The 13,864-nt window shown below is 60.8% G+C and carries 13 protein-coding genes; 11 read left to right on the top strand and 2 right to left on the bottom strand.

Translation table 11 applies throughout. The features are described 5' to 3' along the window. Positions 1-51: 51 nt before the first annotated feature. Positions 52-969 (bottom strand): LysR family transcriptional regulator, encoded by a 918-nt coding sequence (locus V0R60_RS19045; protein WP_330079982.1) that lies wholly within the window; start codon positions 967-969, stop codon positions 52-54. Positions 970-1,085: 116 nt separating this feature from the next. On the opposite strand from V0R60_RS19045, the gene V0R60_RS19040 reads away from it, so the two are divergent. The 5 genes from V0R60_RS19040 to V0R60_RS19020 all read left to right on the top strand — a co-directional run bounded on the left by V0R60_RS19040 (position 1,086) and on the right by V0R60_RS19020 (position 5,409). Next, positions 1,086-1,841: a 5-oxoprolinase subunit PxpA gene (locus V0R60_RS19040; protein WP_136476780.1), complete on the top strand. Its 756-nt coding sequence runs from the start codon at positions 1,086-1,088 to the stop codon at positions 1,839-1,841. 90 nt (positions 1,842-1,931) lie between these two features. Beyond that, entirely contained in the window at positions 1,932-2,177 is a 246-nt protein-coding gene (locus V0R60_RS19035; RefSeq protein ID WP_330079983.1) for an acetyl-CoA carboxylase, read from the top strand. A gap of 9 nt (positions 2,178-2,186) precedes the next feature. Next, entirely contained in the window at positions 2,187-3,569 is a 1,383-nt protein-coding gene (locus V0R60_RS19030; protein ID WP_330079984.1) for an acetyl-CoA carboxylase biotin carboxylase subunit, read from the top strand. Then, entirely contained in the window at positions 3,566-4,438 is an 873-nt protein-coding gene (locus V0R60_RS19025) for a 5-oxoprolinase subunit B family protein (protein WP_136476777.1), read from the top strand. Before V0R60_RS19030 ends, V0R60_RS19025 begins: the two co-directional genes overlap by 4 nt. Next, entirely contained in the window at positions 4,435-5,409 is a 975-nt protein-coding gene (locus V0R60_RS19020; protein WP_330079985.1) for a 5-oxoprolinase subunit C family protein, read from the top strand. Before V0R60_RS19025 ends, V0R60_RS19020 begins: the two co-directional genes overlap by 4 nt. 211 nt (positions 5,410-5,620) lie before the next feature. Here the strand turns inward: V0R60_RS19020 and V0R60_RS19015 are convergent, their stop codons facing one another. Next, a complete protein-coding gene (locus tag V0R60_RS19015) occupies positions 5,621-5,950 on the bottom strand; it encodes a hypothetical protein (RefSeq protein WP_136476775.1) in 330 nt (109 codons plus the stop codon). A 257-nt stretch (positions 5,951-6,207) separates the two neighbouring features. Between V0R60_RS19015 and V0R60_RS19010 the strand changes: the two genes are divergently transcribed. From V0R60_RS19010 to V0R60_RS18985, 6 genes are all read left to right on the top strand, one after another. Beyond that, the gene (locus V0R60_RS19010) at positions 6,208-7,584 is read left to right on the top strand and encodes a pyridoxal-phosphate dependent enzyme (protein WP_330079986.1); all 1,377 of its coding nucleotides are present in this window, start codon (positions 6,208-6,210) and stop codon (positions 7,582-7,584) included. Then, positions 7,581-8,756 carry a trans-sulfuration enzyme family protein gene (locus tag V0R60_RS19005; protein WP_330079987.1) on the top strand — a complete coding sequence of 392 codons (1,176 nt, stop codon included), beginning with the start codon at positions 7,581-7,583 and terminating at the stop codon, positions 8,754-8,756. The genes V0R60_RS19010 and V0R60_RS19005 overlap by 4 nt, the downstream gene beginning before the upstream one ends. A gap of 117 nt (positions 8,757-8,873) precedes the next feature. Beyond that, positions 8,874-9,383, top strand: a complete 510-nt coding sequence (locus V0R60_RS19000) for a GNAT family N-acetyltransferase (RefSeq protein WP_136476772.1) — start codon at positions 8,874-8,876, stop codon at positions 9,381-9,383. Positions 9,384-9,488: 105 nt separating this feature from the next. Then, positions 9,489-9,656, top strand: a complete 168-nt coding sequence (locus tag V0R60_RS18995) for a YbaK/EbsC family protein (RefSeq protein WP_371922322.1) — start codon at positions 9,489-9,491, stop codon at positions 9,654-9,656. A 187-nt stretch (positions 9,657-9,843) separates the two neighbouring features. Next, positions 9,844-12,159 carry a TonB-dependent siderophore receptor gene (locus V0R60_RS18990; RefSeq protein WP_375547281.1) on the top strand — a complete coding sequence of 772 codons (2,316 nt, stop codon included), beginning with the start codon at positions 9,844-9,846 and terminating at the stop codon, positions 12,157-12,159. Positions 12,160-12,302: 143 nt separating this feature from the next. Then, entirely contained in the window at positions 12,303-13,859 is a 1,557-nt protein-coding gene (locus V0R60_RS18985; RefSeq protein ID WP_330079989.1) for a DUF2272 domain-containing protein, read from the top strand. Positions 13,860-13,864: the final 5 nt, after the last annotated feature.

The raw sequence follows: 13,864 nt of genomic DNA, 5'->3' as shown, positions 1-13,864 counted from the left end.
AAAACAGTATGGTGGGCTTTGAGCGCTTGTCCAATGTGAAGGCACGCGGGCCTATCTGCGCATCAGCGATTGTTGCGGGGTTAGGAAAGCTTCGTGGAAGTAGCCACGCACCGCCTGCATGGCTGGTGTGAATGTGCGCTCACGGTGCCAGGCCAGGCCGACACTCATCGGGGTCACCGGGTCGCTCAGGCCCACGGTCTCGATGCGTTTACCTTCGAGCGACCAGGGGCGATGCACCAGGTCCGAGAGAATCGCGACACCACTGCCATTGGCGACCATGCTGCGCACGGCCTCCACCGAGCTTGTACGCACCCTTACCGACGGCTGCTGGCGGGCATGCTCCCAGTAGCGCATGGCGCTTTGCTCGGCCTCGTCGACAGTCAGCAGGATGTACGGCTCACGGGCGACATCAGCCAGGCTCACGGCGGTGCGCTGGCACAATGGGTGGTGGGCAGGGTGCCACAGGCGGCGCTCCGAGTTGAACAGCGTTTCGGAGACTATGTCTGGGTGGGTGAGGTTAGCGGTAAGCACCACGGCCATGTCATAGCGATGTTCGAGCAAGCCCAGTTCAATGGCCTGGCGTTCCTGTTCGTGAACTTCGATGGTCACATCCGGATGCCAATGCCCCAGGCGCTGCAGGTGATGGGGGAGAAAGTAGCCAATCACCGTGTAGCTGGCGGCGACACGCAGCAGGCCACTGGCGCGGTAGTCGGGCAGGGGGCTGTTGAGGGCATCCTCGACGCTGCGCTGAATCACGTAGGCACGGTTGAGAAAGTGCCGGCCTGCGTCAGTCAGGCTCATGCCTTGTGCCGAGCGCAGGAACAAGGCCACCCCAAGCAGGGCTTCGAGCTCTTTGATTGCGGTGGTTACCGCCGACTGGGAGATGTTCAGGTGAAGCGCCGCCTGTGAAATCTGGCCGATCTCGGCAGTGGCGACGAAATAGCGAACTTGTCGCAATGTGAGGGACATGCAGCACCTTGAGGTATCTGTTTTTCAGAATACCCACCATCTGATAATAGATCTTCCCAAGGGGCAAGCGGAATTCTACTGTTCGAGCATCAAGCGAATGAACGGGAGCACCCTTGATGCACGCAGTCGATTTCAATTCGGACATGGGCGAAAGCTTTGGCCCATGGACCATCGGTGATGGCGTGGACAGCGAGCTGATGGCCTTTATCAGCTCTGCCAACATCGCCACCGGCTTCCATGCCGGCGATCCCGGCACCATGCGGCGCACGCTGGAGCAGGCCAAGCAACTCCAGGTGGCGGTCGGTGCGCATCCAGGTTTTCGGGACCTGGTCGGATTTGGCCGTCGGCACATCAATGCCCCAGCGCAGGAACTGGTCGACGACATCTTTTATCAGCTCGGTGCCCTGCGGGAACTGGCGCGCATTCAGGGCATGAACCTGCAGCACATCAAGCCTCATGGTGCGCTGTACATGCACCTGGCCCGCGATGAGGAAGCCGCACGGCTTTTTGTCCAGACCCTGCATCAGTTGGACCCGGCGCTGATGCTGTATTGCATGCCCAATTCGGCTACCTGGCGCGTGGCCCAGGAACTGGGTCAGCCAACCGTGCGTGAGTTCTACGCCGACCGTGACTACGACCTGAGCGGTTCGATTGTTTTCACCCGCAAGGTTCGGGCACTCGATCCCGAGGAGGTTGCAGCCCGCGTGGTGCGCGCCTGCCAGCAGGGCAAAGTGATGACGGTGGAGGGCCAGGACCTGGCCATTGAATTCGACTCCATTTGCCTGCACAGCGATACCCCCGGAGCCCTGGCGTTGGTCCAGGCCACGCGGGCGGCGCTCGACGCTGCAGGAATTCGTGTGGCAACCCCCTGAGTCGTTGATACCTGGGTGCTGCGCTCCAGCGCATGCCCCTGCTGATTTTTTCCAGCCTGCCTTTCTACAACTATTTCAAAAGGAACAGTCATGGCCGAGCAATGCGTAGTCACCCCTCTTCCAGGGACGTTTTATCGTAAAGCCACCCCCGAGTCGCCTTGCTTCGTCGAGCCCGGTGCCCGTGTCGATGCCGAGACCGTCATTGGCTTGATCGAGGTGATGAAGCAGTTTTCCGAACTGACTGCCGGCGTCAGCGGCAGGCTTGTCGACTTCCAGGTAGAAGACGGCGATCCGGTCGAGCCCGGCCAGGTCATTGCCACCCTTCAAGTTGAGTGAGGGGGCCTTATGACTCAGGCAATTACCAAACTGCTGGTGGCCAACCGTGGCGAGATCGCCGTGCGTATCATCCGCGCCGCAAAGGCGCTGGGAATACCGACCGTGGCAGCCTGCAGCGAAGCCGATGTCGACTCGATGGCAGCGCAACTGGCCGATGAGGTTCAGGTACTGGGCCCGGCACGCGCTGACCGTAGCTACTTGAACACCGAGGCGGTGCTCTCGGCCCTCAAGGCCAGCGGCGCGAATGCCGTACACCCAGGCTATGGCTTCCTGTCGGAGAACGCCGACTTTGCCCAAGCTGTGCAAGCGTGTGGTGCAATATTCGTCGGCCCCGATGCGCAAACGATTCGCCAGATGGGCGACAAGGCGGTTGCGCGCCGAACGGCAATGCTGGCTGGGGTACCGGTAGTGCCCGGATCAGAAGGCGAGCTGCATGATCTGCCAAGCGCACGAGAGGCTGCCGCTCAGGTTGGCTTCCCGCTGTTGATCAAGGCCAGTGCCGGTGGTGGCGGACGCGGTATTCGCCTGGCCCGCGACCTGGCCGAGTTCGAGCACGAGTTTGCCAAGGCACGAGGTGAAGCGCAGGCTGCATTCGGCAATGGCGGTGTTTACCTGGAGCGATTCATTCGCCAGGCCCGGCATATAGAAGTGCAAGTGTTGGGCGATGGCAAACACGCCGTGCACCTGTTCGAGCGTGAGTGTTCATTGCAGCGGCGCCGACAGAAAATCTTCGAAGAAGCGCCGTCGCCCGTCCTCAGCACCGTGCAGCGCGAGGCTCTGTGCGCCAGCGCGGTAAAACTGGCCCAGGCCCTGAACTATCGAGGGGCGGGTACCCTTGAATACCTGTATGACGATGTCAGCGGCGAGTTCTTCTTCATTGAGATGAACACCCGCATTCAGGTCGAGCATCCGATCAGCGAAATGATCACTGGCATCGATCTGGTTCAGGCCATGTTGCGCATTGCCTCGGGTGAACCATTGGGCCTGCAGCAAAGCGATATTGTTCTGCGTGGCGCGGCCATAGAAATGCGTGTCAATGCCGAAGACCCCACGCGCGATTTCTTCCCCAGCCCTGGTCAGGTAGAGACGTTGCACTGGCCCCAAGGGGAGGGCGTTCGCGTCGACAGTCACCTGTTCAGCGGCTACAAAGTGCCGGCGTACTACGATTCGCTACTGGCGAAAATCATTGTCCATGGCAATGATCGTACCCAGGCGCTGCAGCGGGCACGCACGGCCTTGGCGCAAACCACGTTGACCGGCATGGCCAACACCCTGGCACTGCATAGGCAACTGCTGGAGCAGCCCTGGCTGATCACCGCCCAATTCAATACCGGCACCCTGGAAACCTGGCTGGCCGATCCGGCCCGGCATCGCTGTGGAGATGCGTCATGAACCGTCCGATTCGCTACAGTTTTGGTGCCGACGAACATCTGTTCGCCGAGGTCAGCGAAAGCATGTCGCTGGAAGCATTCTTTGTCGGCATGGCCATTACCCGTGCGCTGGAGAAACTCGACCTTGAGGGTGTGCTGGATATTTGCCTGGCCAACGCGTCTTTCCAGATCCGCTTCGACCCGGACCTGATCGACCCACAGACACTGTTGGACGTGGTTAAAACCGTTGAGGTCAAGGCGGTTGCCGAGCGTACCCTGCAAACCCGGATTATCGAGATTCCGGTGCTGTACAACGACCCCTGGACCCATGAAACCCTGATGCGTTTTCGCGATCGCCACCAGGACCCGAGCGCCACCGATCTTGAGTACGCCGCTCGCATCAACGGCCTGGCCGATGTTGATGCCTTTGTCGCCGCGCACAGTGGCGCGCCGTGGTTCGTGTCGATGGTGGGTTTCGTTGCAGGCCTGCCGTTCATGTTCCAGATGGTCGAACGCGAGCGTCAACTCCAGGTGCCCAAATACCTGCGCCCACGCACCGACACGCCAAAGCTGACCCTGGGGCATGGCGGTTGCTTCGGTTGTATCTATTCGGTACGCGGTGCCGGTGGGTACCAGATGTTTGGTGTCACCCCGGCGCCGATCTATGACCCGCAGCAAACCCTGGAATATCTCAAGGAGCACATGGTGTTCTTCCGTCCGGGTGACATCGTCCAGTTCAAACCGATTGATCGCCAGGCCTATGACCAGGCCGTGGCGGAGGTGGACGCAGGTACTTTCGATCTACGGATCCGGCCGGTCGAGTTTTCCCTGGATGCGTTTCTCGCTGACCCGGTCAACTATCCCAAGTCGTTGCAGGAGGTGCTGGCATGATCAAGGTACTCAAACCTGGCCTGGCCACCTCTGTCCAGGATCTTGGCCGTGAAGGCTTCTACCACCTGGGCATTCCGCCTTCCGGTGCGCTCGATCAATATGCCCTGCAGGCTGCCAACCTGCTGGTAGGCAACGAACCTGGCGCCGCGGCGCTGGAGTGCACGTTGCTCGGCCCGGAACTGCAATTTAGCGAAGATGCTCTGGTGGCTTTCAGTGGCGCGTACATGGCTGCGCTTTTGGACGAGGTACAGGTGCCACCGGACACCGCCTTTGAGGTGCGTGCCGGTCAAGTGTTGCGCTTGAGCTACCCCAAGGTCGGTGCGCGATTGTATCTGGCGGTGGCAGGCGGTATCGATGTACCTGTAGTGCTGGGCAGCCGTTCCACCTATACCCTCGGCGGCGTGGGTGGTTTCAACGGCCGACGCCTGGTAGCGGGAGACGAACTGCCGGTAGGCGCTCCAAGCGGCAAGGGCAAGGTTGGCGCCAGCCTGCCTATGGCCTTGCGCCAGTCATTGGGCGGTGAGGTTGAACTGCGGGTGGTGCCGGGGCTGTACTACGACCGCCTGCAACCTGCTGCCGCGGCGAGCTTCTTCGCCGAGCCGTGGACGGTTGGCTCGGAAGCTGACCGTATCGGCTATCGCTTCAAGGGTGGCAGCGCCCTGAGTTTTCAGGCCCGCGAACAACCTTTCGGGGCAGGGTCGGACCCTTCCAACATCGTCGACAGCTGTTACCCCATCGGCTCGATCCAGGTGCCGGCGGGGCTCGAACCGATCATCCTGCACCGTGACGCGGTGTCTGGTGGCGGTTACGCCATGATCGGCACGGTGATCAGCGCGGACCTGGACCTGGTCGGGCAGATGCAACCCAATCAGAAGGCGCGCTTTCGTGAAGTTTCACTGGACGATGCCTTGGCAGCCCGTCAGCAGTACAAGAAAAAGCTCAAGCGCATGGCCGAGTTGTTTGCTGGCTAACTGACGTGCCTGGCGCAAGCCAAGCCTGCCTGCCGTTGAAGGAGGGCAGGCTCACGCATTGGTCACTGCATCGATGCTGCCGCTCACGCCCGGCGATGATTTGAACACACGCAGCGCAGCGGCACGATCAATTTTCGGGGTGCCCTGAAGCGCTATTGATGCGCCGATGGGCCAAAACCGATGGGCCCGGCACCCTACCTGCGCCCAGCGTTCAGCGCTGTGCCACCGCGTGGTGAACACACTGTTCATAGTAGGTCTGCTTGATGGCGGCGGGCTTGAGCCGTGACTGGCTGTTGTAGGTCTGTTCGGTGATACCCATGGCGGTCATGCGCATCCACGGCTTGGGAAATTTGCGCACCTGAAGCCGCTTGCGCGCCGAGTACAAGGTTACGCCTGATAGCTTCGATTGCTGCGCGCCCGCGGCTATATCCGATCCCCAACTACACACATAACGATCATTCTTGGCCAGCGCCTTGGCCTGGGCACCCAGGGAGAACGTGGCAAGGAAAAGCGCTGCAAGGGTTAATCCATAAGCCCGCATAGTGGCAACCTAAGCTATTGAAAGGAAAGCAAGTTTGCCAATGAACGCAGCAGCAAGGGGCCAGCAGTTTGCCTTATTTATTGGCCGACATTTGCTCTGCGTGCTTGTGTTAGAGAATTGCGCCTACCGATTGGCTGGGGGCGGTTGCGGCGGGCAGCAAGCGCGCCTATGGTCGAAACGAGGTATTGAAAGGGCGAGTGAGCCGGCCTGCACAGGTTACGGTTCAGCCGCTGCCCATTCCAGCTGTGAGGTGACCCATGGCCAATGACTCCCGTCCGGCGGTACTCGAACTGATCGGTAATACACCGATGGTACGGGTCAGTCGATTCGATACCGGTCCGTGTACCTTGTTCCTCAAGCTCGAATCACAGAACCCGGGCGGATCGATCAAGGACCGCATCGGCTTGGCCATGATCGATGCGGCCGAGCGCGATGGCCGATTGCGTCCCGGTGGCACCATTGTCGAAGCGACTGCTGGCAACACCGGCCTTGGCCTGGCCCTGGTCGGCCGGGCCAAGGGTTATCGGGTAGTGCTGGTGGTACCCGACAAGATGTCTACCGAGAAGGTTCTGCACCTCAAGGCCATGGGCGCCGAGGTGCATATTACCCGTTCCGATGTCGGCAAGGGTCACCCAGAGTACTACCAGGATGTTGCCGCGCGCCTGACCACGGAGATTCCCGATGCGTTCTTCGCCGATCAATTCAACAACCCGGCCAACCCGTTGGCCCATGAGTGCAGCACCGCCCCGGAGATCTGGGCGCAGATGCACCATGACCTCGATGCCATTGTGGTCGGCGTCGGTTCGGCCGGTACCCTCACAGGCTTGACCCGCTTCTTTCGCCGGGTGCAGCCGGACTTGAGCATGGTGCTGGCCGATCCAGTGGGCTCGGTGATGGCCGAGTACAGCCGTAGCGGTAAGCTCGGCACTCCCGGAGCATGGGCAGTGGAGGGCATAGGTGAAGACTTCGTGCCGTCGATAGCCGACCTCTCCAGCGTGCGCCAGGCCTATTCGATCAGCGATGAAGAAAGCTTCGAACATGCCCGTCAGTTGCTGCGCGCCGAAGGCATCCTCGGTGGTTCCTCGACCGGAACATTGCTTGCCGCCGCGTTACGTTACTGCCGTGAACAGACCGAAGCCAAGCGGGTGGTGAGTTTTGTCTGCGACACCGGTACCCGTTATTTGTCCAAGGTCTACAACGACCAGTGGATGACGGACCAGGGCCTGCTGCAGTTCAAGCATTACGGCGACTTGCGTGACCTCATCGCCCGGCGCTTCGAGGATGGTCGGGTCATCAGCGTCGGTCCCGGCGATACCTTGCTGACCGCTTTCCAGCGCATGCGTCTGGCCGATGTCTCGCAGCTACCGGTGCTTGAAAATGGCCAGCGCCTGGTCGGGGTGATCGACGAGTCGGATATCTTGCTGGGTATGCATGCCGACCCTACGCACTTCAGCCTGCCAGTGGCCAGCGCCATGACCGACACACTGCAAACCCTGCCGCCCAGTGCCAGTCTGGCTACACTGCAAGCGGAACTCGACCGTGGGCTGGTGGCGATTATCGCCGATGCTTCGGGCTTTCATGGCCTGATTACCCGTGTCGACATGCTCAACCACTTGCGCAGGTCCTTGCCATGAGTCACCACGATGAAAGCAACGCTTCACTCGGCTTCGCTACCCGCGTGATCCATGCCGGGCAATCTCCAGACCCCTCCACCGGCGCCTTGATGCCGCCGATCTACGCCAACTCCACCTATGCCCAGCAGAGCCCCGGGGTGCATAAAGGCCTGGACTACGGGCGTTCGCACAACCCCACGCGCTGGGCGCTGGAACGCTGCGTGGCGGACCTTGAGGGCGGCACCCAGGCCTTCGCATTTGCCTCTGGGCTGGCAACCATCGCCAATGTGTTGGAACTGCTCGATGCCGGGGCTCACGTGGTCTCCGGCAATGACCTTTATGGCGGTACCTTTCGCCTGTTCGAGCGGGTGCGTCGGCGCAGCGCCGGGCACCGTTTCAGTTTTGTCGATCTGACCGACCTGGAGGCTTTCGAGGCGGCCCTGGAAGAAGACACGCAAATGGTCTGGGTCGAGACGCCGAGCAATCCTCTGCTTGGCCTCACCGATCTGGTGGCCGTGGCCGACATCTGCCGCCAGCGCGGGATTCTCTGTGTCGCCGATAACACCTTTGCCAGCCCTTGGGTCCAGCGACCCCTGGAACTGGGCTTCGACATTGTCGTGCACTCGACTACCAAATACCTCAACGGCCACTCTGACGTGATCGGCGGGATCGCCGTGGCGGGGAACTCAGAGCTGGCCGAACGCCTGGGCTTTTTGCAGAACGCGGTGGGCGCCATTGCCGGGCCGTTCGATGCCTTTCTCACCTTGCGCGGGGTGAAGACCCTGGCCTTGCGCATGGAGCGCCACTGCAGCAATGCCTTGGAGCTGGCGCACTGGCTGGAGCGCCAGCCACAGGTGGCGCGGGTTTATTATCCAGGGTTGGTCTCGCACCCCCAGCATGGTCTGGCGCGGCGGCAGATGCATGGCTTTGGCGGGATGATCTCATTGGACCTCAACAGTGATCTGGCCGGGGCCAGGCGCTTTCTTGAAAGTGTGAATATTTTCGCCTTGGCGGAAAGCCTCGGCGGGGTGGAAAGCCTGATCGAACACCCGGCGATCATGACCCATGCCAGCATCCCGGCGCAGACCCGGGCGCAGATCGGTATTGGTGATGCGCTGATTCGTCTGTCGGTGGGGGTGGAGGATGTTGAAGACCTGCGCGCAGACCTGGCTCAGGCGTTGGCGCGGATATAGATAGCTATTGACCTTCGCGGGGCATGCTCGCGCCTACGGGTGCTGGTATTGCCCAGCGGTTTTGTAAACAATAGCGCCCGCTGAAAATGCGCTATTTGTTTACTGACCGAGATACCCATGCCTTCGAATCCCTTTACCGTCGAGCTGCTGCAAACCGGCCCGGAACAAGCCGAGCTGATCCGCAACTTGTACCAGTTCTATGCCTACGAGTCCTCGGATTGGGAACAGGAGGACGTGGAGGTGGACGGCCGTTTCTATATTCACGAGGAGCACCTTGCACGCTACTGGCAAGACCCGCAGTGGAGTGCCAACCTGATCCTGGTCGATGGCTTCATCGCCGGCTTTCTGTTGGTAGAACGCAGCGAATTTGCCGCGCTCAATGCCCTGGAACTGGCCGATCTGTTCATCCTCAAACGCTACCGGCGCAAGGGCATCGGCCGCGCGATTGCCAGCCAGGTGCTGATGAGCGGGGAGTGTGACTGGCTGGTGCGTTTCTATGACCAGGATGAAGCCGCCCAGGCCTTCTGGCGCGCGGTTCTGGATAACCTGCCACGGCCGGTGCGGACAATCGAACTGGATGACGAACCCGAACTGCTCAGTTACCTGGTGACCCGCGCCGTGCACTGATCGCTCGGCAGCGCACTTGCCAACGGCAATGGGCTCATGTTCCAGTGGCGGACCGGTCATTCTGTTGGCGTTGCCTGTCCGTTCGGCTTGTGCCGCCCGCTACAGGTGTATTGCGATGTGTCGCTCAAGGATTTTTCCATGGTCTACCCAGCCGGTGGTGCACCGAACGCTGCGGTGCGCATCGAGCCTGAGCGGTTGGCCGCATTGGTGAATGCGCAGTGGGTAGATGTTGCCGCGCAAAGCGTTGGCGTGGATGTAGGCGTACCGGGCTGAAAAAAATTGCGCTACGCCTGTCCCTTTTTCGGCACTCGCTTGTCATCAAAGGCAAGTGAACCGATTAGAGAGCGCAACAATGCCCGTACCGACACGCCGATGCCTCCCTCTGGCGCCTTCGTTTTCTTGTTCCACCCTGTGTTTGAGCCTGATGCTTGGTTTTGGCGCGCTGGCACCGCAACTGGCCATGGCCGAGGGAGAACAACGCGCCTACCGGGTGCCCGCTGGTGAGCTAGGCTCGGCGCTGGTGCGCTTTGCCACGCAAGCTGGTGTGAGCGTTTCGGTAGACCCAGCCCTGGTGAGTGGTCGCCGCAGTGCCGGCTTGAGCGGTACCTACAGTGTCGATCAAGGGTTTGCCCGCTTGCTGCAGGGCAGCGGCCTGCAACTGCTGCCGGTGAGTGCCGGTGCCTATACCCTGGCGCCCGAACCCCAAGGTTCCGAGGCGCTGGAAATCGCACCGACGAGCATTCTTGGCAGCCACGCAGGTGCCGACCTGGATGGCGAACGCTATGCCGGTGGCCAGGTCACGCGCCGGGGCTCGCAAGGCTTGTTGGGCTCGCGGGACTTCATGGAAACGCCCTTCAGCATGACTACCTACACCAGCGAGGCGGTGCAGAACCAACAAGCTCGCACGTTGGGCGATCTGATTGCCAGCGACCCCTCGGTCCGCGCTACCAATCCGGCCGGCGGGCGCTTTGAGCAGTTCACCATTCGCGGCTTCAGCCTGTTCAACAGTGATGTTTCCTACAACGGCTTGTATGGTGTGCTGCCGACCTATTCGATCGACATGGAAATGGCCGACCGGGTAGACATCATCAAAGGGCCAAGTCAGCTTATCAACGGGATCTCGCCGCGAGGCAGTGTCGGCGGTGGTATCAACGTCGTGGCCAAGCGCGCTACCGACACGCCGATCACTGAGTTCACCGGTAATTCTGCCTCGGACAGCCAGGTTGGCGGGGCGGTGGATATCGGCCGGCGCTTCGGTGACCAGAAACAGTTTGGTTTGCGCTTTAACGGCGTGAAACAGTCGGGCGACACCGAATGGGATCATCAGCGCGTCAAGCGCGAAATGGCCGTGCTGGGCCTGGACTTTCGCGGTGAGCGCTTGCGTCTGTCGACAGACTTCGGTCACACCGAGCGTGACACCGACGCCCCCCAGGAACGCGTGCTGGTCGGCGCCAAGGCCAAGGTGCCTGACGCCGATGATGTGCGTCGCAACTACGCCCAGGCCTGGAGCAAGGCGCGCACCAACGATACCTTCGCCACCCTCAATGGTGAATACGATATCAGCGACTCGCTGCTGGCCTACGCCGCGCTTGGCGCACGTAAAAGCGATCATGATTTCCTCCGCCACAACGTACCGGTCTCCAACGATGCCGGTGACTTCACCGTGCAGCCTCGCGACTTCACCCGCGACGAGAGCGTCAAGACTGGCACCGCTGGATTGCGCAACTGGTTCAATACCGGTCCGGTAAGCCATGAGGTAAACCTGGCCGCCAGCTACTTCTACATGGACTTTGAAAACGGCGGTGCGCGTTATGCCTCCGGCTCCAGCAATATCTACGATCCGGTGCCAACCCCTGAACCGGGTACGCCGACGCGCCAGGATGCCAAGGTCTACACCGAGAACCGTTTTACCGGTGTGGCGCTGGCTGACACCCTGGGCTTTTTTGAAGATCGCTTGCTGTTGACCCTGGGCGCCCGTTGGCAGCGGGTCCAGGTGGATGACTGGAGCAACGGCATCAAAGGCACCACCGCCTATGACGAAGAAAAGCTCTCGCCCTCGGCCGGGATTCTGTTCAAGGCCACCGATGAGTTGTCGCTGTATGCCAACTACATGGAAGGCATGAGTCAAGGCAAAATCGCGCCGTCGACCTCACTCAACGAAGACCAGATATTTCCACCCTTCATCAGTCGTCAGGTTGAAGTCGGCGCCAAGTACGACCTCGGCGCGTTTGCACTGACGGCCAGCGCCTTTCGAATCAGACAGCCGGCCTACGAGACCAATGCCGACACCCGGATGTTCGGCGCCAATGGCAAGCGCGAGAACAAGGGTGTTGAGTTGAGCGTGTTCGGCGAGCCCCTCAAAGGCTTTCGCCTGCTCGGCGGGGTGATGTACATCGACAGCGAATTGACCGGCACCGCAGGTGGCACCTTCGATGGCAACCGCGCCCCGGCAACGCCCGAGTACAACGTCAACCTCGGGGCCGAGTGGGACGTGCCGGCGGTGTCTGGGTTGACGTTGACCGCCCGTGGCATCCACTCCAGCTCGCAATACCTCGATCAGGCCAACAGCAAGCAGATCGACGGTTGGGAACGCTACGATGCCGGCGCCCGCTATGCCTTCAGGGTCGATGGCAAGGACGTCACCCTGCGCGCCACCGTCGAGAACCTGCTGGATGAGCGCTACTGGGCGTCTGCTGGCGCTTCCGATGACAGCGAGGCGGGGCTGACCCTGTCTACGCCAAGGACTTACCTATTGTCGGCAACCCTGGGTTTTTGACCTTCTGCCGCTCGGGCAGGGAAGCCCGGCTACGCACCTTGACCTGACCCCACTGTTAGCTATCGTTTTCGTACGGTTGCCGGGCCTTGCGGCGCGGTACCCACGAGGAGGCCTGTTCCTGCGCAAGCAAAAGGGGTGCTTGTATGCCATACAAAGACGATTTCACGAACGCCCAAGGTTGGTCGGCGGTGGATGTCAGCACCCGACTCAATACCACCGCAGCCAAGACGTTCCTGACGTTTTTGCGCAGCAAGGGCGTCGATACCCTGATCCGCTATTACGCAAGCTCGGAGCGGGCGAAAACCATCACTGCCGCCGAAGCGAAGTACCTCTCCAAAGAGGGGTTCGCTATTTTGCCGGTGTTCCAGGACAGCAGCCGCAAAATCGAGCACTTTTCCAGTGCACAGGGCGTGGCTAATGCCAAGAGCGCCATGGATTTCGCCAAGCGGGTAGGTCAGCCCAAGGGCAAGGGCAGCACCATTCTTTTCGCTGTTGATGCCGATTATGAGGCCGATCAGATCGATGGCCCGATACTCGACTATTTCAGGGCTGTCAAAGCCGAGATAGGCGGTGCCTTCTCGATGGGGGCCTACGGCAGTGGCGCGGTGCTCGCCAAGTTGCTCGCCGAGGGCCTGATCAGTGTCCCGTGGCTGTCGATGTCGCGGTTGTTTCTAGGTACCGAGCAGTTCTTTTATTCATCGCGCTGGTCGATGCGCCAAGTGCCTCCCGACCTTACCCATGGGCCCTCTGGAGTGGGGTACGACCGTAATATCATCAGGGTCGCCAAGCAGGAACTGGGCGCCTTTGTGGTTGATGATACCGGGCATGGATCACTGTTCTGGAACGAAGACCTCGATGCCACCCTGGGCGGCAATCCCCATGTCCAGGTCGATGAAGCGCTGGTGGCGGGGGACCGCTTTGTGACCACCGAGGGCTTGCGCCTGCGCCAGTCTCCCAATGGCGTGATAGTGCGGGACATGACGCTCGGCGAGAAGGTGACTGACCTTGGCGCCTCGGTGGAGCCCGGCTGGCGTAAAGTCAGGGTCGGCCTGGAGGAGGGCGTGGTGTTCGGCAAATACCTGCGCGAACCGCTACGAGCAGAAGTCGAGGCGCTGTTGCGCGCTGCGCTGGATGAGTGGTTACGTTTCGACAAGGGCCAAGCCGACGAGAGAGGCGACCCGTACTACAAGTACGTTCGGCAGATGTGGGCGGCGATCGGCGAGCCTTACGATGGTCGCAGCCGTTATGCCAACGGCGAAGAGGTGCCGTGGTCTGCTGCGTTTATCTCCTGGGTGGTGCGCAAGGCCGGGCCGGCCTACGCCAACTTCAAGTTCGCTGCCGGCCACTCGGTGTTTGTCAATAATGCGATCAAGGCGCGCTTGACCGAACGGTTGGATAAGCCGTTCTGGGGCTATCGCATCAACGAACAAAAACCGGAGATCGGCGACATCATCCAGCGCAATCGCGCATCCGGCACATTTACTTACTCCTATGCCGAAAACCACGCCGAGTACATCAGCCATTCCGATATTGTCGTTGAGGTGACCGCGGATGTGGCACGTGTATTGGGCGGCAATGTCGATGATACGGTGACCATGAGCAGCGATCTGCAGGAGTACCGGCTCGATAGCGATGGCTACCTTGAACCTGGCCAACGTGTCATCGCATTGCTGAAGAATCGTGCGGGACTCTCTGGCTGACAGCG

The organism is Pseudomonas auratipiscis (assembly GCF_036324085.1).
Taxonomy (GTDB): domain Bacteria; phylum Pseudomonadota; class Gammaproteobacteria; order Pseudomonadales; family Pseudomonadaceae; genus Aquipseudomonas; species Aquipseudomonas auratipiscis.
Note: the sequence above shows the minus strand (reverse complement) of the source record. Positions and strands in the feature narration are given on the sequence as shown.

Coding starts and splice junctions, on each gene's coding strand:
- V0R60_RS19020 (WP_330079985.1), top strand. CDS start 4,435: ATGATCAAGGTACTCAAACCTGGCCTGGCCACCTCTGTCCAGGATCTT.
- V0R60_RS19035 (WP_330079983.1), top strand. CDS start 1,932: ATGGCCGAGCAATGCGTAGTCACCCCTCTTCCAGGGACGTTTTATCGT.
- V0R60_RS19030 (WP_330079984.1), top strand. CDS start 2,187: ATGACTCAGGCAATTACCAAACTGCTGGTGGCCAACCGTGGCGAGATC.
- V0R60_RS19015 (WP_136476775.1), bottom strand. CDS start 5,950: ATGCGGGCTTATGGATTAACCCTTGCAGCGCTTTTCCTTGCCACGTTC.
- V0R60_RS19010 (WP_330079986.1), top strand. CDS start 6,208: ATGGCCAATGACTCCCGTCCGGCGGTACTCGAACTGATCGGTAATACA.
- V0R60_RS18990 (WP_375547281.1), top strand. CDS start 9,844: ATGGCCGAGGGAGAACAACGCGCCTACCGGGTGCCCGCTGGTGAGCTA.
- V0R60_RS19040 (WP_136476780.1), top strand. CDS start 1,086: ATGCACGCAGTCGATTTCAATTCGGACATGGGCGAAAGCTTTGGCCCA.
- V0R60_RS19025 (WP_136476777.1), top strand. CDS start 3,566: ATGAACCGTCCGATTCGCTACAGTTTTGGTGCCGACGAACATCTGTTC.
- V0R60_RS19005 (WP_330079987.1), top strand. CDS start 7,581: ATGAGTCACCACGATGAAAGCAACGCTTCACTCGGCTTCGCTACCCGC.
- V0R60_RS18985 (WP_330079989.1), top strand. CDS start 12,303: ATGCCATACAAAGACGATTTCACGAACGCCCAAGGTTGGTCGGCGGTG.
- V0R60_RS19000 (WP_136476772.1), top strand. CDS start 8,874: ATGCCTTCGAATCCCTTTACCGTCGAGCTGCTGCAAACCGGCCCGGAA.
- V0R60_RS19045 (WP_330079982.1), bottom strand. CDS start 969: ATGTCCCTCACATTGCGACAAGTTCGCTATTTCGTCGCCACTGCCGAG.